The sequence below is a fragment of the uncultured Polaribacter sp. genome (genome assembly GCF_947495205.1).
Classification (GTDB): domain Bacteria; phylum Bacteroidota; class Bacteroidia; order Flavobacteriales; family Flavobacteriaceae; genus Polaribacter.
Genome location: NZ_CANLXV010000005.1, coordinates 158,110 through 173,416 on the forward strand (window position 1 = coordinate 158,110; position 15,307 = coordinate 173,416).

The window sequence follows — 15,307 nt, forward strand, 5'->3', positions numbered from 1 at the left end:
TATAACATATAAGGAATTAGATAAAAATTATCTAATCAACTTTTTGTATTTGATACGTTTTGGCATTAAATCTCCACCCAAACGTTTTTTCTTATTTTCCTCGTAATCAGAAAATGAACCTTCAAAGAAATATACTTCACTATTTCCTTCAAAAGCTAAAATATGAGTACAAACTCTATCTAAGAACCATCTATCATGACTAATTACAACCGCACAACCGGCAAAGTTTTCTAACCCTTCTTCTAATGCTCTTAATGTGTTTACGTCTAAATCGTTTGTTGGCTCATCTAAAAGTAGAACGTTTCCTTCTTCTTTTAAGGTCATTGCCAAGTGCAAGCGATTTCTTTCTCCTCCAGAAAGCGTACTAACTTTTTTATTTTGTTCGCTACCAGAAAAATTAAAACGACTTAAATAAGCGCGAGAATTTACTTGTTTTCCGCCCATCATTACCAAATCTTGTCCATCAGAAAAATTTTCCCAAATTGTTTTATCGGGATTAATGTCTGAATGTGCTTGATCTACATAGGCTATTTTTGCAGTTTCCCCAACATTAAAGGCACCTCCATCTGGTTGCTCCTCTCCCATTATCATTTTAAAAATAGTGGTTTTACCTGCACCATTTGGTCCAATTATACCAACTATTCCCGCTTGCGGAAGATTAAATTCCAAATTTTCATATAAAATTTTATCATCAAAAGCTTTAGAAACACCTGTAGCTTCAATAACATTTGTACCTAAACGTGGTCCGTTTGGAATATAAATTTCTAATTTCTCATCGACCACTTTTTGGTCTTGACTCATTAATTTGTCGTAATTTTTTAAACGGGCTTTTTGCTTGGTTTGTCTTCCTTTTGCACCTTGCCTAACCCAATCTAATTCTCTTTCTAATGTTTTTTGGCGTTTAGAAGCTGTTTTGCTTTCTTGTGCCATTCTATTCGATTTTTGATCTAACCAAGAAGAGTAATTTCCTTTCCAAGGTATACCTTCTCCTCTATCTAATTCTAAAATCCAACCAGCAACGTTATCTAAGAAATATCTATCATGCGTTACTGCAATTACGGTTCCTTTATATTGTGCTAAATGATGCTCTAACCAATGTACAGATTCTGCATCTAAATGGTTTGTTGGTTCATCTAACAACAAAATTTCTGGCTCTTGTAAAAGTAATCTACATAGCGCAACTCTACGTTTTTCTCCACCAGAAAGCACACCAACTTTTTTATCAGAATCTGGTGTTCTTAAAGCATCCATTGCAATTTCTAATTTGGTATCTAATTCCCAAGCGTTCGCTGCATCAATTTTATCTTGCAACTCTGCTTGTTGATTCATTAGCTTTTCCATTTTATCAGCATCAGAATATACTTCTTCCAAACCAAACATATCGTTGATTTTATTATATTCATCTAAAATTGCTACAGTTTCTGCCACGCCTTCTTTAACCACTTCTAAAACCGTTTTTTCTGGATCTAATTGTGGTTCTTGTTCTAAATAACCTACTTTATAACCTGGTGAAAAAGTTACATCTCCTTGAAAATTCTTTTCTACACCTGCAATAATTTTTAAAAGTGTAGATTTACCTGAACCGTTTAAACCTAAAATACCAATTTTTGCTCCATAAAAAAAGCTTAAATAAATATCTTTTAAAACTTGTTTTCCTGTTGATTGATAGGTTTTAGAAACCTTATTCATAGAAAAGATTACCTTCTTATCGTCACTCATTTTTTATATTTTTAAGTATATATGTAAAACTTAATATTTAGAAATCTATTTTTTAAACTCTACCTTTTAATGCATTAAAAACCCAAGCAATAGCAAAAAAACCTACGCCAACAGATGCAAAACCATAACCTGCAACTTCTTGATATTTAAAAGCGCCCAAGCATATTAAAGCCACTCCCACAAAAATCATTATAAAAGTTGCCCATGCTAGCACTGTATTTTTATTCATTCCCATAATTTTTTCTCTGTAAATTTAATAAGCAAATATCGTTATTTTATCTTCCTAAGCAAAAAAGTATGTTTTCAATTTTTAAAAAAAGTAAAATCCTTTTTTAAAATCTTCTTCCGCCTAATCCTGTTCCTCTTCTATTGTTTAATCCAGATTGTGATGCTGCATTATTATTAGGATTTTTAGGTCTTTCTGGTAGTAATTTTCTTTTTTCTGCCTTTTGATATTTTAACCATTTTTTAAATTGTTTCTTGTTTAAAAAAGATTGTAGTGTGCTGTCTAAGGTCTTTTCATAAGTTTTTACACTATCTCTAAGTGGTAAAATAAGCGTTTCTACTCTTTTTTTAACTTGCTCTGCTAAATCTCTGTCCTTAAATAATTGGTTTCCAAAGGTATTTATGGTTAACTCTAAATCGGTAAGTTTTGGCGTGTTTAAAAAAGATATTTTTTTAATTTTAGTATTGTAATTTCTTAAAGCTTTTATGGTTTTATTTTCAATAACGTCCTTCTTTACCTTTATTTTTTCTGGCACTTCAGTGATGTTATAATAAAAAAGTTGTGCCGCATTTTTTGCATTATATTTTGGCAATTTTGGTTGTTGTTGCGCTTTTAAAAAGGAAACAAAAAAAAGTGCCATTAAAAATAGATAAGTTTTCATTTTAAATAATTTAAGTTGCTAAATTAAACAAACTATTACAATTTTGATGCCAATCTTGCCCCTTGATTTATGGCTCTTTTAGCATCTAGTTCTCCTGCAAAATCTGCTCCTCCAATTACATGTACTTTTTTACCTAAATTTAACAGCGACTGGTATAATTCTTTAAACGGAACTTGACCTGCACAAATAATTACGTTATCTACAGCTAAAACTTTCTGTTCTTCATTTTGAACATAATGTAAGCCTTCATCATCTATTTTTTGGTAAGTAACTTCACCAATAAACTGCACATTTTTCTTTTTTAAATTTGTTCTATGAATCCAACCTGTAGTTTTACCTAAATTACCACCAAACTTGCCTGAACTTCTTTTAAACATAAAAATTTCTCTAGCAGATTTATGAAATTTTGGTTGTAAACCTTCAATTCCAGCTCTAGCCTTTAGCGTTTTATCAATTCCCCATTCTTGCAACCAAGCATCAATATTTTGTGAGGTAGCCTCACCTTGGTGCGTTAAATATTCTGAAACATCAAAACCAATACCGCCAGCTCCAATAACTGCAACACGTTTACCAACAATTTTTTTATGCTTTAAAACATCTATATAACTTAGTACTTTTTTATGGTTGATGCCTTCAATTTTTAATTCGCGTGGTTTTATTCCTGTAGCTAAAATTATTTCATCAAAATCTGAGTTTTGTAAATCTTCTAAATTAATCTTAGTATCTAATTTTAAATCTACCTTATGCAATTCAATTTGTTTGTTAAAATACCTAATGGTTTCATAAAACTCTTCCTTACCAGGAATTTGTTTTGCCATATTAAACTGTCCGCCAATCTCTGAAGCTGCATCAAACAAAGTAACAAAATGCCCTCTTTCTGCAGCAATTGTAGCTGCTGCTAAACCTGCAGGACCAGCACCAACAACTGCAATTTTCTTTTTATTGTTAGTAGGAATATAATTTAACTCTGTTTCGTGACAAGCTCTAGGATTTACCAAACAGCTGGCTACTTTTTGCTGAAAAACATGATCTAAACACGCCTGATTACAACCAATACAGGTATTAATTTCATCTGCTTTTTCTTCTTTTGCTTTATTTACCCAATTTGGATCTGCTAAGAAAGGTCTTGCCATAGAAATCATATCTGCATCTCCTTCTGCTAAAATTTTTTCTGCCGTTTCTGGCATATTTATTCGGTTAGAAGTAATTAACGGAATTGTTAATTCTTCTTTCATTTTTTTTGTAACCCAAGTAAACGCAGCTCTTGGTACAGATGTTGCTATAGTGGGTATTCGAGCTTCATGCCAACCAATTCCTGTATTTATAATGGTGGCTCCTGCTTTTTCAATTTCTTTTCCAAGTTGAACAACCTCTTCCCAAGAAGAACCTTTTTCAACCAAATCTAACATAGAAAGTCTGTAAATAATAATAAATTCTTTACCAACTGCTGCTCTTGTTTGTTTTACCAATTCAATTGGCAAACGCATTCTGTTTTCATAAGTTCCACCCCAATTATCTGTTCTTTTATTGGTTCTTTTTGCAATAAATTGATTGATTAAATAACCTTCTGAACCCATAATTTCTACACCATCATAACCTGCTAGTTTGGCTAAATTTGCAGAATTCACAAAGTCTTTAATGGTTCTTTTTATACCAAATTCTTTTAATTCAAAAGGCGAAAACCTATTTATTGGCGCTTTTATTTTAGAAGGCGCTACATTAAAAGGATGATAACCATACCTACCAGAATGTAAAATTTGCATGCAAATTTTACCACCTGCTTTATGCACTGCTTCTGTTATTTTTTGATGATGTTTGGCATGTTTTTTTGTAGACATTCTTGCAGCAAAAGGCGCTGTCCAGCCTTGTATATTTGGTGCAATTCCTCCTGTTACAATTAAGCCTACGCCTCCTTTTGCTCTTTCTGCATAATAAGATGCAATTCTTTCTATTCCATTTTTTTCTTCTTCTAAACCAGTATGCATAGATCCCATTAAAATTCTGTTTTTTAAGGTTGTAAAACCTAAATCTAAGGGCTCAAAAATGTGCTTGTATTTCATATATAATTTGGAATTAGATGCTCTGTTATAGGAATAAATATTTTAAATTGAAATCTTATCTAAAAACGTGCTTAATTTACTATGCGTGCATAATACTTTGCAAGATATGTTTATTTTTTGAAAAGAAAAAGCCAAAGAATTTGATTTCTTTGGCTTTCTAAACAATGATTTTATTGTTTCCTACATTGGAACATCAATAATAAGTAATTTGCTATTTTGTTGTGCTTTTAATGTTACTTTCTCTACATTTTCTATACCAATTGCATCTCTTTTTTCTAAAAGTTCATCGGCAACAGAAACTTTACCGTCAATTAGAAAAAAGTAGACGCCATTTTTTAAATGATAATCTATTGTAAAATCTGTATCTAAATCTATTAAAGTTAAATATCCTTGTTGGTGTATTGGCAAACTGCCTGCTACCAATTTATCTGATGGTGAAACAACCGTTTGAAATTTATTTTTTCTACCTAAGGCATCAAACATTTTTTGATTGTAATAAGGCGTAACTTCTTGTTCCTCTGGAATAATCCACAATTGTAAAAAATTTGTTTCTTCTGTTTTAGAATCGTTAAATTCTGAGTGTGTTACACCAGTTCCTGCGCTCATAACCTGCACTTCACCAACTTCTATGGCACGTTTATTTCCCATACTGTCTTTATGAGAAAGTGCGCCTGTAATTGGTATCGAAATAATTTCCATATTTCTATGAGGATGTGTCCCAAAACCCATATTTGGTTGTACTAAATCATCATTTAAAACACGTAACATTCCGAAATTATTTCTTTCTGGGTTTTGATATCTCGCAAAACTAAACGTGTGATACGATTTTAACCAACCATGATTTGCCAAACCTCTTGTATTGGCTTTGTGTATTGTTTTTTTCATAATTATCTCTTTTTGACAGCGGTTTACAAAGAAGTTACAAGGGGTTTAAACCCCTTGTTGTTAATACAAATACCCCATTCTACCTGCTTGATAATCTCGCATTGCCTCTAAAATTTCTGTCTGCGTATTCATTACATAAGGGCCATATTGCGTAATTTTTTCTTTGATTGGTTCACCAGACAAAATCAAAATTGTACTTTCTTTTTTAGCTGTAAAATTGATAAAATTACCATCTTTATTAAAAGTAATCATCTGTTTTTCTCCCTTAGTTAGAGTTTCAGAAGAATTTACCAGAATTTCTCCTTCTAACAAGTAAATTAAAGATTGATGATTTTTTGGAAGTTCAATTTCCATTTTTCCATTTTCATCAGCTTTAGCTGTAAAAACATTTACTGCTGTTTGTGTGGCAATTAAACCTTGTTTATCTTTTTGATTGCCAGCAATAATATTTAACTGTACTTTTTTATCCGCAGAAAAAACTTTGGGAATTTGTGCGTCTTCTAAATGTTGATAATTAGGAGGCATCATTTTATCTTTCGCAGGTAAATTCAACCATAACTGGATTCCTTCTAAATCGCCACCTTTTTTTACAAAGGCTTTTGTGGGTGCTTCTGCATGTATTATTCCACGTCCAGCAGTAGTCCATTGCACACCACCTGCTTTTACAATCATTTCATTTCCTAAAGAATCTCTGTGTAATTGCTCACCTTTAAATAATAAGGTAATTGGCTCAAAACCTCTGTGAGGATGTGGCCCTAAATCAAACGGATTGTTAAATTCTGAGATTGCATAAGGTCCATAATGATGCAATAACAAAAACGGATCTACATTTTCTACACCTTGTGTTGGCAAGGGTTGGCGCAATTTTATAGGTCCCATATTTACCAACAGGCTTGCAACTTTATATTGTATGGTTTTTAATTGTTTCATATTTGCATTTAAACCTCTAAATTAAGTTTATTTTGTCGTAAAAAAGTTAAAACATTTCTTAAAAATGCTTTTATTCGTAACTTGTAGTTTTAAAATATTTTAGGTGAATATACAGATAACAATTAACGGAAAATCATATAAAATTAAAGCTGAAAAAGAAATGCCTTTGCTTTGGGCAATTAGAGATCTTGTTGGTTTAACAGGTACAAAATTTGGTTGTGGCGTTGCACAATGTGGCGCTTGCTCTGTTTTAGTAGATGGAAAATTGGTAAAATCTTGCAGTATTTCTGTTGAAGAGATTATTGGAAAACAAATTTTTACCATAGAAGGAACTTCTACAAACTTAGAGTTTTTAAGACAAGCTTGGAATGATGGAAATGTGCCACAATGTGGTTATTGCCAATCTGGACAATTAATTGCAGCAACTGCATTGTTAGACAAAATAGAAAAACCTACAGATGCAGATATTGATACTTTTATGAGCGATAATATTTGCAGATGTGGAACCTACACAAGAATTAGAAAGGCAATACACAAAGCTGTAGCACTTAAAAACGAAGCAATATGAGCAAAATTGAAAAAATAAATAGACGCGATTTTGTAAAGTTGTTTGGTTTGGCAACTGGTGGTATTATTTTAGGTTGTAACATTACTACAGATAAAAAAGCGTTTTTACCACAAGTGGATGGCACTTTTACACCTAATTTATTTGTGCAAATAGAAAAAAACGGAAACATAACTTTAATAGCTTCTCGTTCTGAAATGGGACAAGGAATTAGAACTTCTTTGGCCTCTGCCATTGCAGACGAGTTAGAAGCAGATTGGAAATATATTTCTGTAAAACAAGCAATTGGGCACGAAAAATACGGAAATCAAAATACAGATGGCTCTAGAAGTGTGCGCACAAGATTAAAACCTATGCGTAAAATGGGTGCTGTTGCCAAAATGATGTTGATTACTGCTGCTGCAAAAAAATGGAATGTTACTAAAACCGATTGTAAAGCAGAAAATCATTTTATAATTAATACCAATACAAACGAAAAAATCTTTTTTGGAGATTTGGTTGATGAAGCTTCTCAACTAGAAATACCAAATGAAGAAAACATAAAACTAAAAAAAGTAGCAGACTTTAAATATATTGGAAAAACCTTAAAAAGTGTCGATTTAAAAGATTTTACACATGGTACAGCCACTTATGGCATTGATGTTAGAATTCCCAACATGAAATTTGCTGCCATTGCAAGACCTCCTGTTACTTTTGGAACTGTAAAAAATTTTAAAGAACAAAAGGCAAAAAAAGTAGCGGGTGTAGAAAACATTATTAAACTACAAAGATTTAAACCACCAACAGGAAAATTCTTTGGTATGCTTGGTGGCGTTGCTGTAATTGCGAACAATACTTGGGCTGCTTTTCAAGGAAAATTGGCTTTAGATATTGAATGGGAAAATGGCAAAAACGAAACTTTTGATTCTGAATATTTCAAAAAAACGCTTACCAAAAGAGTTCAAGAAAAAGGAAAACTAGTTCCAGGAAGTCGTGGAAATGTAGAAAATGCTTTTAAAAATGCTACCAAAACAATAGCTGCAACTTATCATGTTCCTTTTTTAGTGCATGCGCCTATGGAGGTGCCCAATGCAACTGCTTGGTTTCAAAAAGATAAAATAGAAGTTTGGGCGCCAGTGCAAGATCCGCAAACTGCAAGAAGTGAGTTATCTCACTTTTTTAATATTCCTGTTGAAAATATTACCATAAATGTTACTTTTTTAGGCGGTGCTTTTGGTAGAAAATCAAAATCAGATTTTGTGGTGGAAGCTGTTGCTATTTCCAAAGAAATAAATGCGCCAGTACAAGTGGTTTGGACGCGTGAAGACGATATACAACATAGTTTTTACCACGCTACAAGTGCACAATATTTAAAAGGTGGTTTAGATAAAAACAATCTGGTTTCTGGTTGGTTACAAAGAGTTGGTTTTCCTTCTATTGTGTCTTCTTTTAAACCTTTGTCCAATTACGCCTCTGGTTTAGAACTCAATCAAGGTTTTACAAACAATCCTTACAAAATCGATAATTTTAGATTAGAAAATGTAAAAGCAGAAGCCAATTTAAGAATTGGGTGGTTGCGTTCTGTAGTGCATATTCATAGTGCTTTTGGCAACAATTGTTTTGTAGACGAATTGGCTTTTGCTGCCAAAAAAGACCCAATTCAATTTCATTTAGATTTAATTGGAAAAGATAGCGTTGTAACAGGAAAATCTAAATTTCCATACGATTCTAAACGCATGAAAGCTGTTTTAAAAGAAACTGCAAACATGGCAAATTGGGAAAAATATTTACCTAAAAATCATGGTTTGGGAGTTGCCATACATTACAGTTTTTACAGTTATGTTGCCACCATTGTAGAAGTTTCTGTAACCAATAAAAAAGTAAAAGTAGAAAATATTTGGACGTCTATAGATTGTGGTTTGGCTTTAAATAAAGACAATATTAAAAATCAGTTAGAAGGTGCTGCCATTTTTGGAATGTCTCTTGCTTTGTATGGAAAAATTTCTACCAAAAACGGAGCTGTGCAACAACATAACTTTTTCGATTACCAAATGACACGCATGAAAGATGCACCCAACATAGAAATTAATATTTTAGACAAAATGCACGAACCACCAACAGGCGTTGGCGAACCCGGAGTTCCTGTAATTGCGCCTGCCATTTGTAATGCCATTTTTAATGCCACTGGAAAACGTGTTAGAAGTTTACCTTTGATGGATTTTGGAATGGTTTAAAAAATGAATATGGAAAATTATCCCTTAGCCATATCACAAATAAAATGTTATTTTTGTAAAAAATAGAATATTTAAGATTTGATAGAAGAAGATAGAAAAATAAGTATTGAGGAATTTGATGGGAAAAAGTATCAAATAAAATTTGTTGAACCTGAAAATAAAGCGATTTTAACTCACTACTTACACAATGTCGATAACAAAGCCTCTAAACATTACAAAAAAGATGCGTTGAATGTTCTAAAGAATTTTGTTGAATATAAAAATGAAGAAAATATATATTTAGCAGAGGAAGAAGCATTACAACATCTACTTTTTGAAGTTGAAAATGTACCTTTTCCAACTCCCAAAAACTATAAATTTAAATTTATTGATTTATTTGCAGGAATCGGTGGGTTTAGATTAGCTCTACAAAATTTAGAAGGGAAATGTGTTTACACAAGTGAATGGGAAAATGCAGCAAAAAAAACTTATCAGAAAAACTTTGGAGAAATACCTTTTGGAGATATCACAAAAGATAGAATTAAAAATTATATTCCAGAAAATTTTGACATTTTATGTGCTGGTTTTCCTTGTCAAGCTTTTTCAATTGCAGGAAACAGAAAAGGTTTTGCTGACACTAGAGGTACTCTATTTTTCGATGTAGAAGATATTATTGCCAAACATAAACCAAAAGTTGTTTTTCTTGAAAATGTAAAGAATTTAGTTACTCACGATAAAGGAAGAACTTTTAAAACTATTATTGAAATTTTAGAAAAAAAATTAGGTTATAAAGTTTATAGTAAAGTACTAAATACAATGACTCACGCAAATGTCCCACAAAATAGAGAGCGTATTTTTATTGTTGCTTTTGACCCAAAACAGGTAACAAATTATTCCGAATTCAAATTTCCAGATAAAATTAAACTTACAAAAACAATACATGATGTTTTAGAAAAAGGGAAACAAGATGAAAAATATTATTATTCTAAGAATCATCAATATTATCCTGAATTAGAAAAAGTTATGAACTCTAGAGATACTGTATATCAATGGAGAAGAGTTTATGTAAGAGAAAATAAGAGTAATGTGTGTCCTACATTAACAGCTAATATGGGAACAGGAGGCCATAATGTACCTTTAATAAAAGATGATTATGGAATTAGAAAATTAACACCAAGGGAATGTTTTTCTTTCCAAGGTTATCCAAAAAATTATGTTCTCCCTAATCTCTCTAATGGAAAACTATACATGCAAGCAGGAAATTCTGTTACTACTATATTGATCGAAAGAATTAGTAATGAAATCATAAAAGTTTTATAAAACTATGAGTATATGGGAGCAATATTCTAAAGAACAAAGAAATGAGTATATCAAGTATCTACAGGTTTATGGAGCATTAACAAACCTTTTTAAACAGAAAAAAGGTAAAATGATACCTTACCTTGATTCTAAATTTCAAGAAACAGTATTTGCAAGAGCTTTCAATGGAAAAAATGTTGATTATGGTAATACACCACATGATGTTTTATCTGTTTTTGGAAACAATAGAATTGGAATAGGTTTAAAAACCTGGATGAATAGTCAAGCTTCATTCCAAAAAGTGATGCAATTAAAAAGTCATCAACAAAGAATAAATGAACTAAAAAACGATGTTGAAGCTATGGCTTTTGTTATTTCAGAAATAAAAAATGAAAAAATGAAAATCGACTATAATCGTTTAGGATTAACTGAAAACAATAACATTTATCATTATATAACTCGAGACAAGGGGCTTTTTACTATAAACGAATGCGCATATCCTTTAGTAAATACAAATAATTTAAAAGATATTAATAAAACTAAAACTTCTTTAACGTGGTCAGATGGAAATAAAGATTACAAATATACTTTTGGTGATTCTCAAGTGTGGCAGAAATTTGATTCACAAAAAAATGACACTCTAATTTTAAATAAGTTTAATGTTGAGATAATTGAAGACCCATTTAGTTTTTTAATGAAGTCTTATTTAAACCTTATTGATTCTTCCAAAACTACTGAAACAGAAATTAGTGAAATCTATCTACCTTTATATTCTTATAAATCAAAAGAAGTAGAAGACAAATCTGGTTTAAATGCCTGGAATGGTGCTCCTAAAAGTGGAAATACTCCAAGACCTCTGAATGAAGTCTATATTCCTATACCTATTGAATTTCACAGAAAAAATTCTGATTTTTTTACAAAAAACATTTTAGAAATTATAAAAATAAGGAAAACTGAAAAAGAAAATAAACCTGAAGTTCGTTTTCATCTTCAATTGCCAAATGGAAAAAAAATACCTGCTCTTTTAACTGGAGATAATATGAAAAACTTTCAATCTGGAAGTAGAAATGAAAAAGATGAAAATGGAAAAAATTATGGGCAAGATGCATTAGGACAATGGCTACTCATTGATGTTTTAGGTTTGAGTGAACGTAAAAAAGTTACGCGTGATTGGTTAGAATTAAAGGGAACTGATTCAGTTCGTTTATGGCGCAAAAAAGATGATTATTCAACAATAAATATCGATTTTGCACCATTTGGTTCTTTCGAAGCTTTTATGAATGACGAATCAATACCTGAAGATGATTAGTCAATAATACCACTAATAACATTAAATAAATTGTGGTTACCGTGCTTTAAATACCATTCTAACTCGAAAGTTTGTCCCTCATCTACTTCTAAATCTTTAGCATACACTAAATGAATTGGAGGAAAAGATAAGCCGGAATTTCCTGGTTGAATTTTTACTCTAGATTTTATACCATCCTCTATAAATTCTAAAACAATATAAAGTTGGTTTGGATTTTCATTTTCTTTTGGTGTTTGGAATTTTACTACTTGGCCTTTTTTTGTTGGTATCATAATTTATATTTTATTTATTTCTTCAAAATTAACCAGTTAAAAAGTCACTCACAACCGACAATAAGTATCAATTTTAATAAATTATAAAGATTTAATAATTTTCAACTTGTGAAGATTGCAACCACATTATAAAAATTGAAATAGTAAAAATTTAAAATTTATGCATAAAAAAAACTCAACTTTCAAAAGTTGAGTTTCTATAATTATTTATATTGTTAGTAAATCACCTAAAACTTATACTCTCCCAAAGGTTTAGGAAAGTCTTCTGGATTTGCTGCTAAATGATAACGAGGATCGTCTATATCTTCTGCAATAACATCTTTAAAAACAGGACTAGATTTATATAAAAGCAACTTACAATCTTCGCTTAAATGTTTTAAGGTAATTTTTTTACCAGCGGCTTGGTATTTTTCTACCAAAGCAAAAATGGCTTCAATGGCAGAATGGTCTGAAACTCTTGCTTCTACAAAATCTATTTCTACATTATCTGGATCTGTTTTTACATCAAATTTTTCGTTAAAAGCAGTAATACTTCCAAAGAAAAGTGGGCCCCAAATTTCGTAAATTTTAGTTCCATCTGCTTTAAAACGTTTTCTAGCTCTAATTTTCTTTGCATTTTCCCATGCAAAAGCCAAGGCAGAAATTATAACACCTACAAAAACAGCAATTGCTAAATCGTATATTACAGTAACCGAAGAAACTACAATCAACACAAAAGCATCTGATTTTGGTATTTTCTTTAAAATTCTAAAACTAGACCAAGCAAAAGTTTCAATTACCATCATAAACATAACACCAACCAAAGCTGCAATTGGCACTTGCTCTATTAATTTATCCGTAAAAAGTATAAAAGTTAATAAAGTTAACGCCATCATTATTCCTGATAAACGTCCACGTCCACCAGCATTTATGTTAATTACGGTTTGTCCAATCATTCCACAACCACCAGTTCCACCAAAAAGACCGCTTAAAATATTTCCTGCACCTTGTGCCACACATTCTCTGTTTCCATTTCCTCTGGTTTCTGTTAATTCATCTACCAAATTCATTGTCATTAAAGATTCTATTAAACCAACAGAAGCTGCTAAAAAAGCATAAGGTAAAATAAAAGTTAGCGTATCTAAATTAAAAGGTAAGTTGCTCCAAAGATCTGTATTTGGTGTTGGAAACTCTCCTTTTAAACCCGTTCCACCACCTTCTATAATGTAAGAACCAACTGTAGAAACTTCTAAACCAGAAAAAACAACAACCAATGTTGTTACTAAAATGGCTGTTAAAGCTGCTGGAATTTTCTTAGTCAATTTTGGTAACAACCAAATAACTGCCATGGTTAAACCTACCAAACCTAACATAATGTACAATTCTGTACCTGTCATAAAAGTACTTACGTATTCTTTTACACCTTCTTTAGAAACTTGTAGAGATTTATGTGAAAACATTTTTACTTGCGCCCAGAAAATTACAATGGCTAATCCGTTTACAAACCCCATCATAACAGAATGTGGAATTAAACGTACAAATTTTCCTATTTTTAAAACTCCTGCTAAAATCTGAATAACGCCCATTAAAATAACACAGGCCATTAAATAGAAAAAACCCATGTTGTCTATGGGTGTATCAAACAACATTCCTTTGGTGTGGCCTTCTGCAATCATCGTTACAAAAATAACAGCTACAGCACCTGCTGCACCAGAAATTAAACCTGGCCTTCCACCAAAAATGGCCGTTATTAAACCAATAATAAAAGCACCAGAAAGCGCCATTAAAGGATCTATTTGTGCCACAAAAGCAAAGGCAACAACTTCTGGAATCATGGCTAATGAAACCGTAATTCCTGCTAAAACATCGTCTTTTGCGTTGGGTGTAATTTTTTTGATAAATTCAGTCATCTTTTTTAGCCTTTATAGAAGTCGGCAAAGATAGAAGGTTTTTTGAGATTACCGCATTTTCAAGTAAGTATCATACACCAAAGCTATGTTTTTGTATGAATTTGGTAATATTTTTTTTATTTCTTCTTCATTTTTAAAAGCTACTTCTGTAATACCTTCTTCTAATTGAGGAATTAATTTACCATCAAAATTAGAAGTCATTAAAAACCAGAATGTTTCTTTTAATTTTATTTTTTCTTCAAAATACACGTGATAAGTTGTTAATAAGGGTTTTATCAACTTCAAATTTGCTATACCACACTCCTCTTCTACTTCTCTAACCGCTGTTTCTTCAATGGTTTCTCCTTTTTCAATTCTTCCTTTAGGTAAATCCCAAGTGCCATTTCTAAAAATAAAAAGTACTTCTTTTTTATCATTTAAAACCAAACCACCACCTGCAGAAACAACTTTTATACCTTGTAACAATTGTTGCCAACCTTCTTCTAAATCTGGTGCATACAAATTTACCCCTTCTAAACTATTATTTTTTAATTGATGTACAATCTCTTCGAATACAATATTTTTAAGAATATACAACGGAAAGTTATTTTCTTTTTGTTGAGAAGAAGTGATAATTATTGGTTTATCATTTACAAAAACTTTATACATTTGCGATATGATTTTGAACAAAGATACTGCAAAAAAAACTGCTGAACTTTTACTGCAAGTAAAAGCGATTAAATTAAATCCTAGTGAGCCATTCAATTGGGCTTCTGGATGGAAATCTCCCATTTATTGTGACAATAGAGTTACACTTTCTTACCCACCAGTACGTGTGTTTTTAAAGGAAGAAATGGCTAAAATAGTAGAAAAAGAATATGGAAAGCCAGACGTTATTGCTGGTGTTGCAACTGGCGCAATTGCTATAGGTGTTTTAGTTGCACAAGAATTAGGAGTGCCTTTTATTTATGTAAGACCAGAACCTAAAAAACACGGTAGAAAAAACCAAATTGAAGGACATTTAGAAAGTGGCCAAAATGTGGTGGTTATAGAAGATTTAATAAGTACTGGTAATAGTAGTTTAAATGCTGTAGAAGCTTTAAAAGAAGCGGGTGCAGTTGTTAAAGGTATGGTGGCTATTTTTTCTTATGGTTTTGACGTAGCAACAGAAAATTTTAAAAATAAAAACTTAGATTTGGTTACTTTAAGTAACTACAATAACTTATTAGAACAAGCTTTAGATAGCAATTATATTTCTGACAAAGAAGTTTTGTTATTACAAGAATGGCGACAAAGCCCTAGCACTTGGCAACAATAAAAA

At 31.5% G+C, this 15,307-nt stretch carries 14 protein-coding genes; 5 read left to right on the forward strand and 9 right to left on the reverse strand.

Annotation, left to right across the window (positions count from 1 at the left end; genetic code table 11):
* Positions 1–27: 27 nt before the first annotated feature.
* The 6 genes from ettA to Q0762_RS06665 all read right to left on the reverse strand — a co-directional run bounded on the left by ettA (position 28) and on the right by Q0762_RS06665 (position 6,481).
* Positions 28–1,719, reverse strand: coding sequence for an energy-dependent translational throttle protein EttA (ettA, locus tag Q0762_RS06640; protein WP_298765093.1), 1,692 nt, complete (start codon positions 1,717–1,719; stop codon positions 28–30).
* 52 nt (positions 1,720–1,771) lie between these two features.
* The gene (locus Q0762_RS06645) at positions 1,772–1,948 is read right to left on the reverse strand and encodes a CAL67264 family membrane protein (RefSeq protein WP_298765094.1); all 177 of its coding nucleotides are present in this window, start codon (positions 1,946–1,948) and stop codon (positions 1,772–1,774) included.
* A 103-nt stretch (positions 1,949–2,051) separates the two neighbouring features.
* Complete coding sequence (locus Q0762_RS06650; RefSeq protein ID WP_298765095.1) at positions 2,052–2,606, reverse strand: hypothetical protein; 555 nt, start codon at positions 2,604–2,606, stop codon at positions 2,052–2,054.
* 35 nt (positions 2,607–2,641) lie between these two features.
* Complete coding sequence (locus Q0762_RS06655) at positions 2,642–4,666, reverse strand: NADPH-dependent 2,4-dienoyl-CoA reductase (protein WP_298765097.1); 2,025 nt, start codon at positions 4,664–4,666, stop codon at positions 2,642–2,644.
* Between the two features lie 180 nt (positions 4,667–4,846).
* The gene (locus Q0762_RS06660; RefSeq protein WP_298765099.1) at positions 4,847–5,551 is read right to left on the reverse strand and encodes a pirin family protein; all 705 of its coding nucleotides are present in this window, start codon (positions 5,549–5,551) and stop codon (positions 4,847–4,849) included.
* Positions 5,552–5,611: 60 nt separating this feature from the next.
* Positions 5,612–6,481 (reverse strand): pirin family protein, encoded by an 870-nt coding sequence (locus tag Q0762_RS06665; RefSeq protein WP_298765101.1) that lies wholly within the window; start codon positions 6,479–6,481, stop codon positions 5,612–5,614.
* A 103-nt stretch (positions 6,482–6,584) separates the two neighbouring features.
* Here Q0762_RS06665 and Q0762_RS06670 point away from each other — a divergent pair, with 103 nt between their 5' ends.
* The 4 genes from Q0762_RS06670 to Q0762_RS06685 all read left to right on the forward strand — a co-directional run bounded on the left by Q0762_RS06670 (position 6,585) and on the right by Q0762_RS06685 (position 11,846).
* Positions 6,585–7,049, forward strand: a complete 465-nt coding sequence (locus tag Q0762_RS06670; RefSeq protein WP_298765103.1) for a (2Fe-2S)-binding protein — start codon at positions 6,585–6,587, stop codon at positions 7,047–7,049.
* On the forward strand, positions 7,046–9,259 hold the full coding sequence (locus Q0762_RS06675) for a molybdopterin cofactor-binding domain-containing protein (protein WP_298765106.1): 2,214 nt from the start codon (positions 7,046–7,048) through the stop codon (positions 9,257–9,259). The genes Q0762_RS06670 and Q0762_RS06675 overlap by 4 nt, the downstream gene beginning before the upstream one ends.
* Positions 9,260–9,337: 78 nt before the next feature.
* The gene (locus Q0762_RS06680; RefSeq protein WP_298765108.1) at positions 9,338–10,558 is read left to right on the forward strand and encodes a DNA cytosine methyltransferase; all 1,221 of its coding nucleotides are present in this window, start codon (positions 9,338–9,340) and stop codon (positions 10,556–10,558) included.
* A 4-nt stretch (positions 10,559–10,562) separates the two neighbouring features.
* Positions 10,563–11,846, forward strand: coding sequence for a restriction endonuclease PLD domain-containing protein (locus tag Q0762_RS06685; RefSeq protein ID WP_298765110.1), 1,284 nt, complete (start codon positions 10,563–10,565; stop codon positions 11,844–11,846).
* Here Q0762_RS06685 and Q0762_RS06690 read toward each other — a convergent pair.
* From Q0762_RS06690 to Q0762_RS06700, 3 genes are all read right to left on the reverse strand, one after another.
* Positions 11,843–12,118, reverse strand: coding sequence for a hypothetical protein (locus Q0762_RS06690; protein ID WP_298765112.1), 276 nt, complete (start codon positions 12,116–12,118; stop codon positions 11,843–11,845). The genes Q0762_RS06685 and Q0762_RS06690 overlap by 4 nt on opposite strands.
* Positions 12,119–12,345: 227 nt before the next feature.
* Positions 12,346–14,007, reverse strand: coding sequence for a SulP family inorganic anion transporter (locus Q0762_RS06695; RefSeq protein ID WP_298765115.1), 1,662 nt, complete (start codon positions 14,005–14,007; stop codon positions 12,346–12,348).
* 48 nt (positions 14,008–14,055) lie between these two features.
* A complete protein-coding gene (locus tag Q0762_RS06700) occupies positions 14,056–14,655 on the reverse strand; it encodes an NUDIX domain-containing protein (protein WP_298765117.1) in 600 nt (199 codons plus the stop codon).
* A 7-nt stretch (positions 14,656–14,662) separates the two neighbouring features.
* Here Q0762_RS06700 and pyrE point away from each other — a divergent pair, with 7 nt between their 5' ends.
* Positions 14,663–15,304: an orotate phosphoribosyltransferase gene (gene pyrE / locus Q0762_RS06705; RefSeq protein WP_298765119.1), complete on the forward strand. Its 642-nt coding sequence runs from the start codon at positions 14,663–14,665 to the stop codon at positions 15,302–15,304.
* Positions 15,305–15,307 lie beyond the last annotated feature (3 nt).

Bases quoted from the DNA above. Each gene is read 5' to 3' on its own strand.
- Q0762_RS06655 (WP_298765097.1), bottom strand. From the start codon at position 4,666: ATGAAATACAAGCACATTTTTGAGCCCTTAGATTTAGGTTTTACAACC.
- ettA (WP_298765093.1), bottom strand. From the start codon at position 1,719: ATGAGTGACGATAAGAAGGTAATCTTTTCTATGAATAAGGTTTCTAAA.
- pyrE (WP_298765119.1), top strand. From the start codon at position 14,663: ATGATTTTGAACAAAGATACTGCAAAAAAAACTGCTGAACTTTTACTG.
- Q0762_RS06700 (WP_298765117.1), bottom strand. From the start codon at position 14,655: ATGTATAAAGTTTTTGTAAATGATAAACCAATAATTATCACTTCTTCT.
- Q0762_RS06645 (WP_298765094.1), bottom strand. From the start codon at position 1,948: ATGAATAAAAATACAGTGCTAGCATGGGCAACTTTTATAATGATTTTT.
- Q0762_RS06690 (WP_298765112.1), bottom strand. From the start codon at position 12,118: ATGATACCAACAAAAAAAGGCCAAGTAGTAAAATTCCAAACACCAAAA.
- Q0762_RS06650 (WP_298765095.1), bottom strand. From the start codon at position 2,606: ATGAAAACTTATCTATTTTTAATGGCACTTTTTTTTGTTTCCTTTTTA.
- Q0762_RS06685 (WP_298765110.1), top strand. From the start codon at position 10,563: ATGAGTATATGGGAGCAATATTCTAAAGAACAAAGAAATGAGTATATC.
- Q0762_RS06695 (WP_298765115.1), bottom strand. From the start codon at position 14,007: ATGACTGAATTTATCAAAAAAATTACACCCAACGCAAAAGACGATGTT.
- Q0762_RS06675 (WP_298765106.1), top strand. From the start codon at position 7,046: ATGAGCAAAATTGAAAAAATAAATAGACGCGATTTTGTAAAGTTGTTT.
- Q0762_RS06665 (WP_298765101.1), bottom strand. From the start codon at position 6,481: ATGAAACAATTAAAAACCATACAATATAAAGTTGCAAGCCTGTTGGTA.
- Q0762_RS06660 (WP_298765099.1), bottom strand. From the start codon at position 5,551: ATGAAAAAAACAATACACAAAGCCAATACAAGAGGTTTGGCAAATCAT.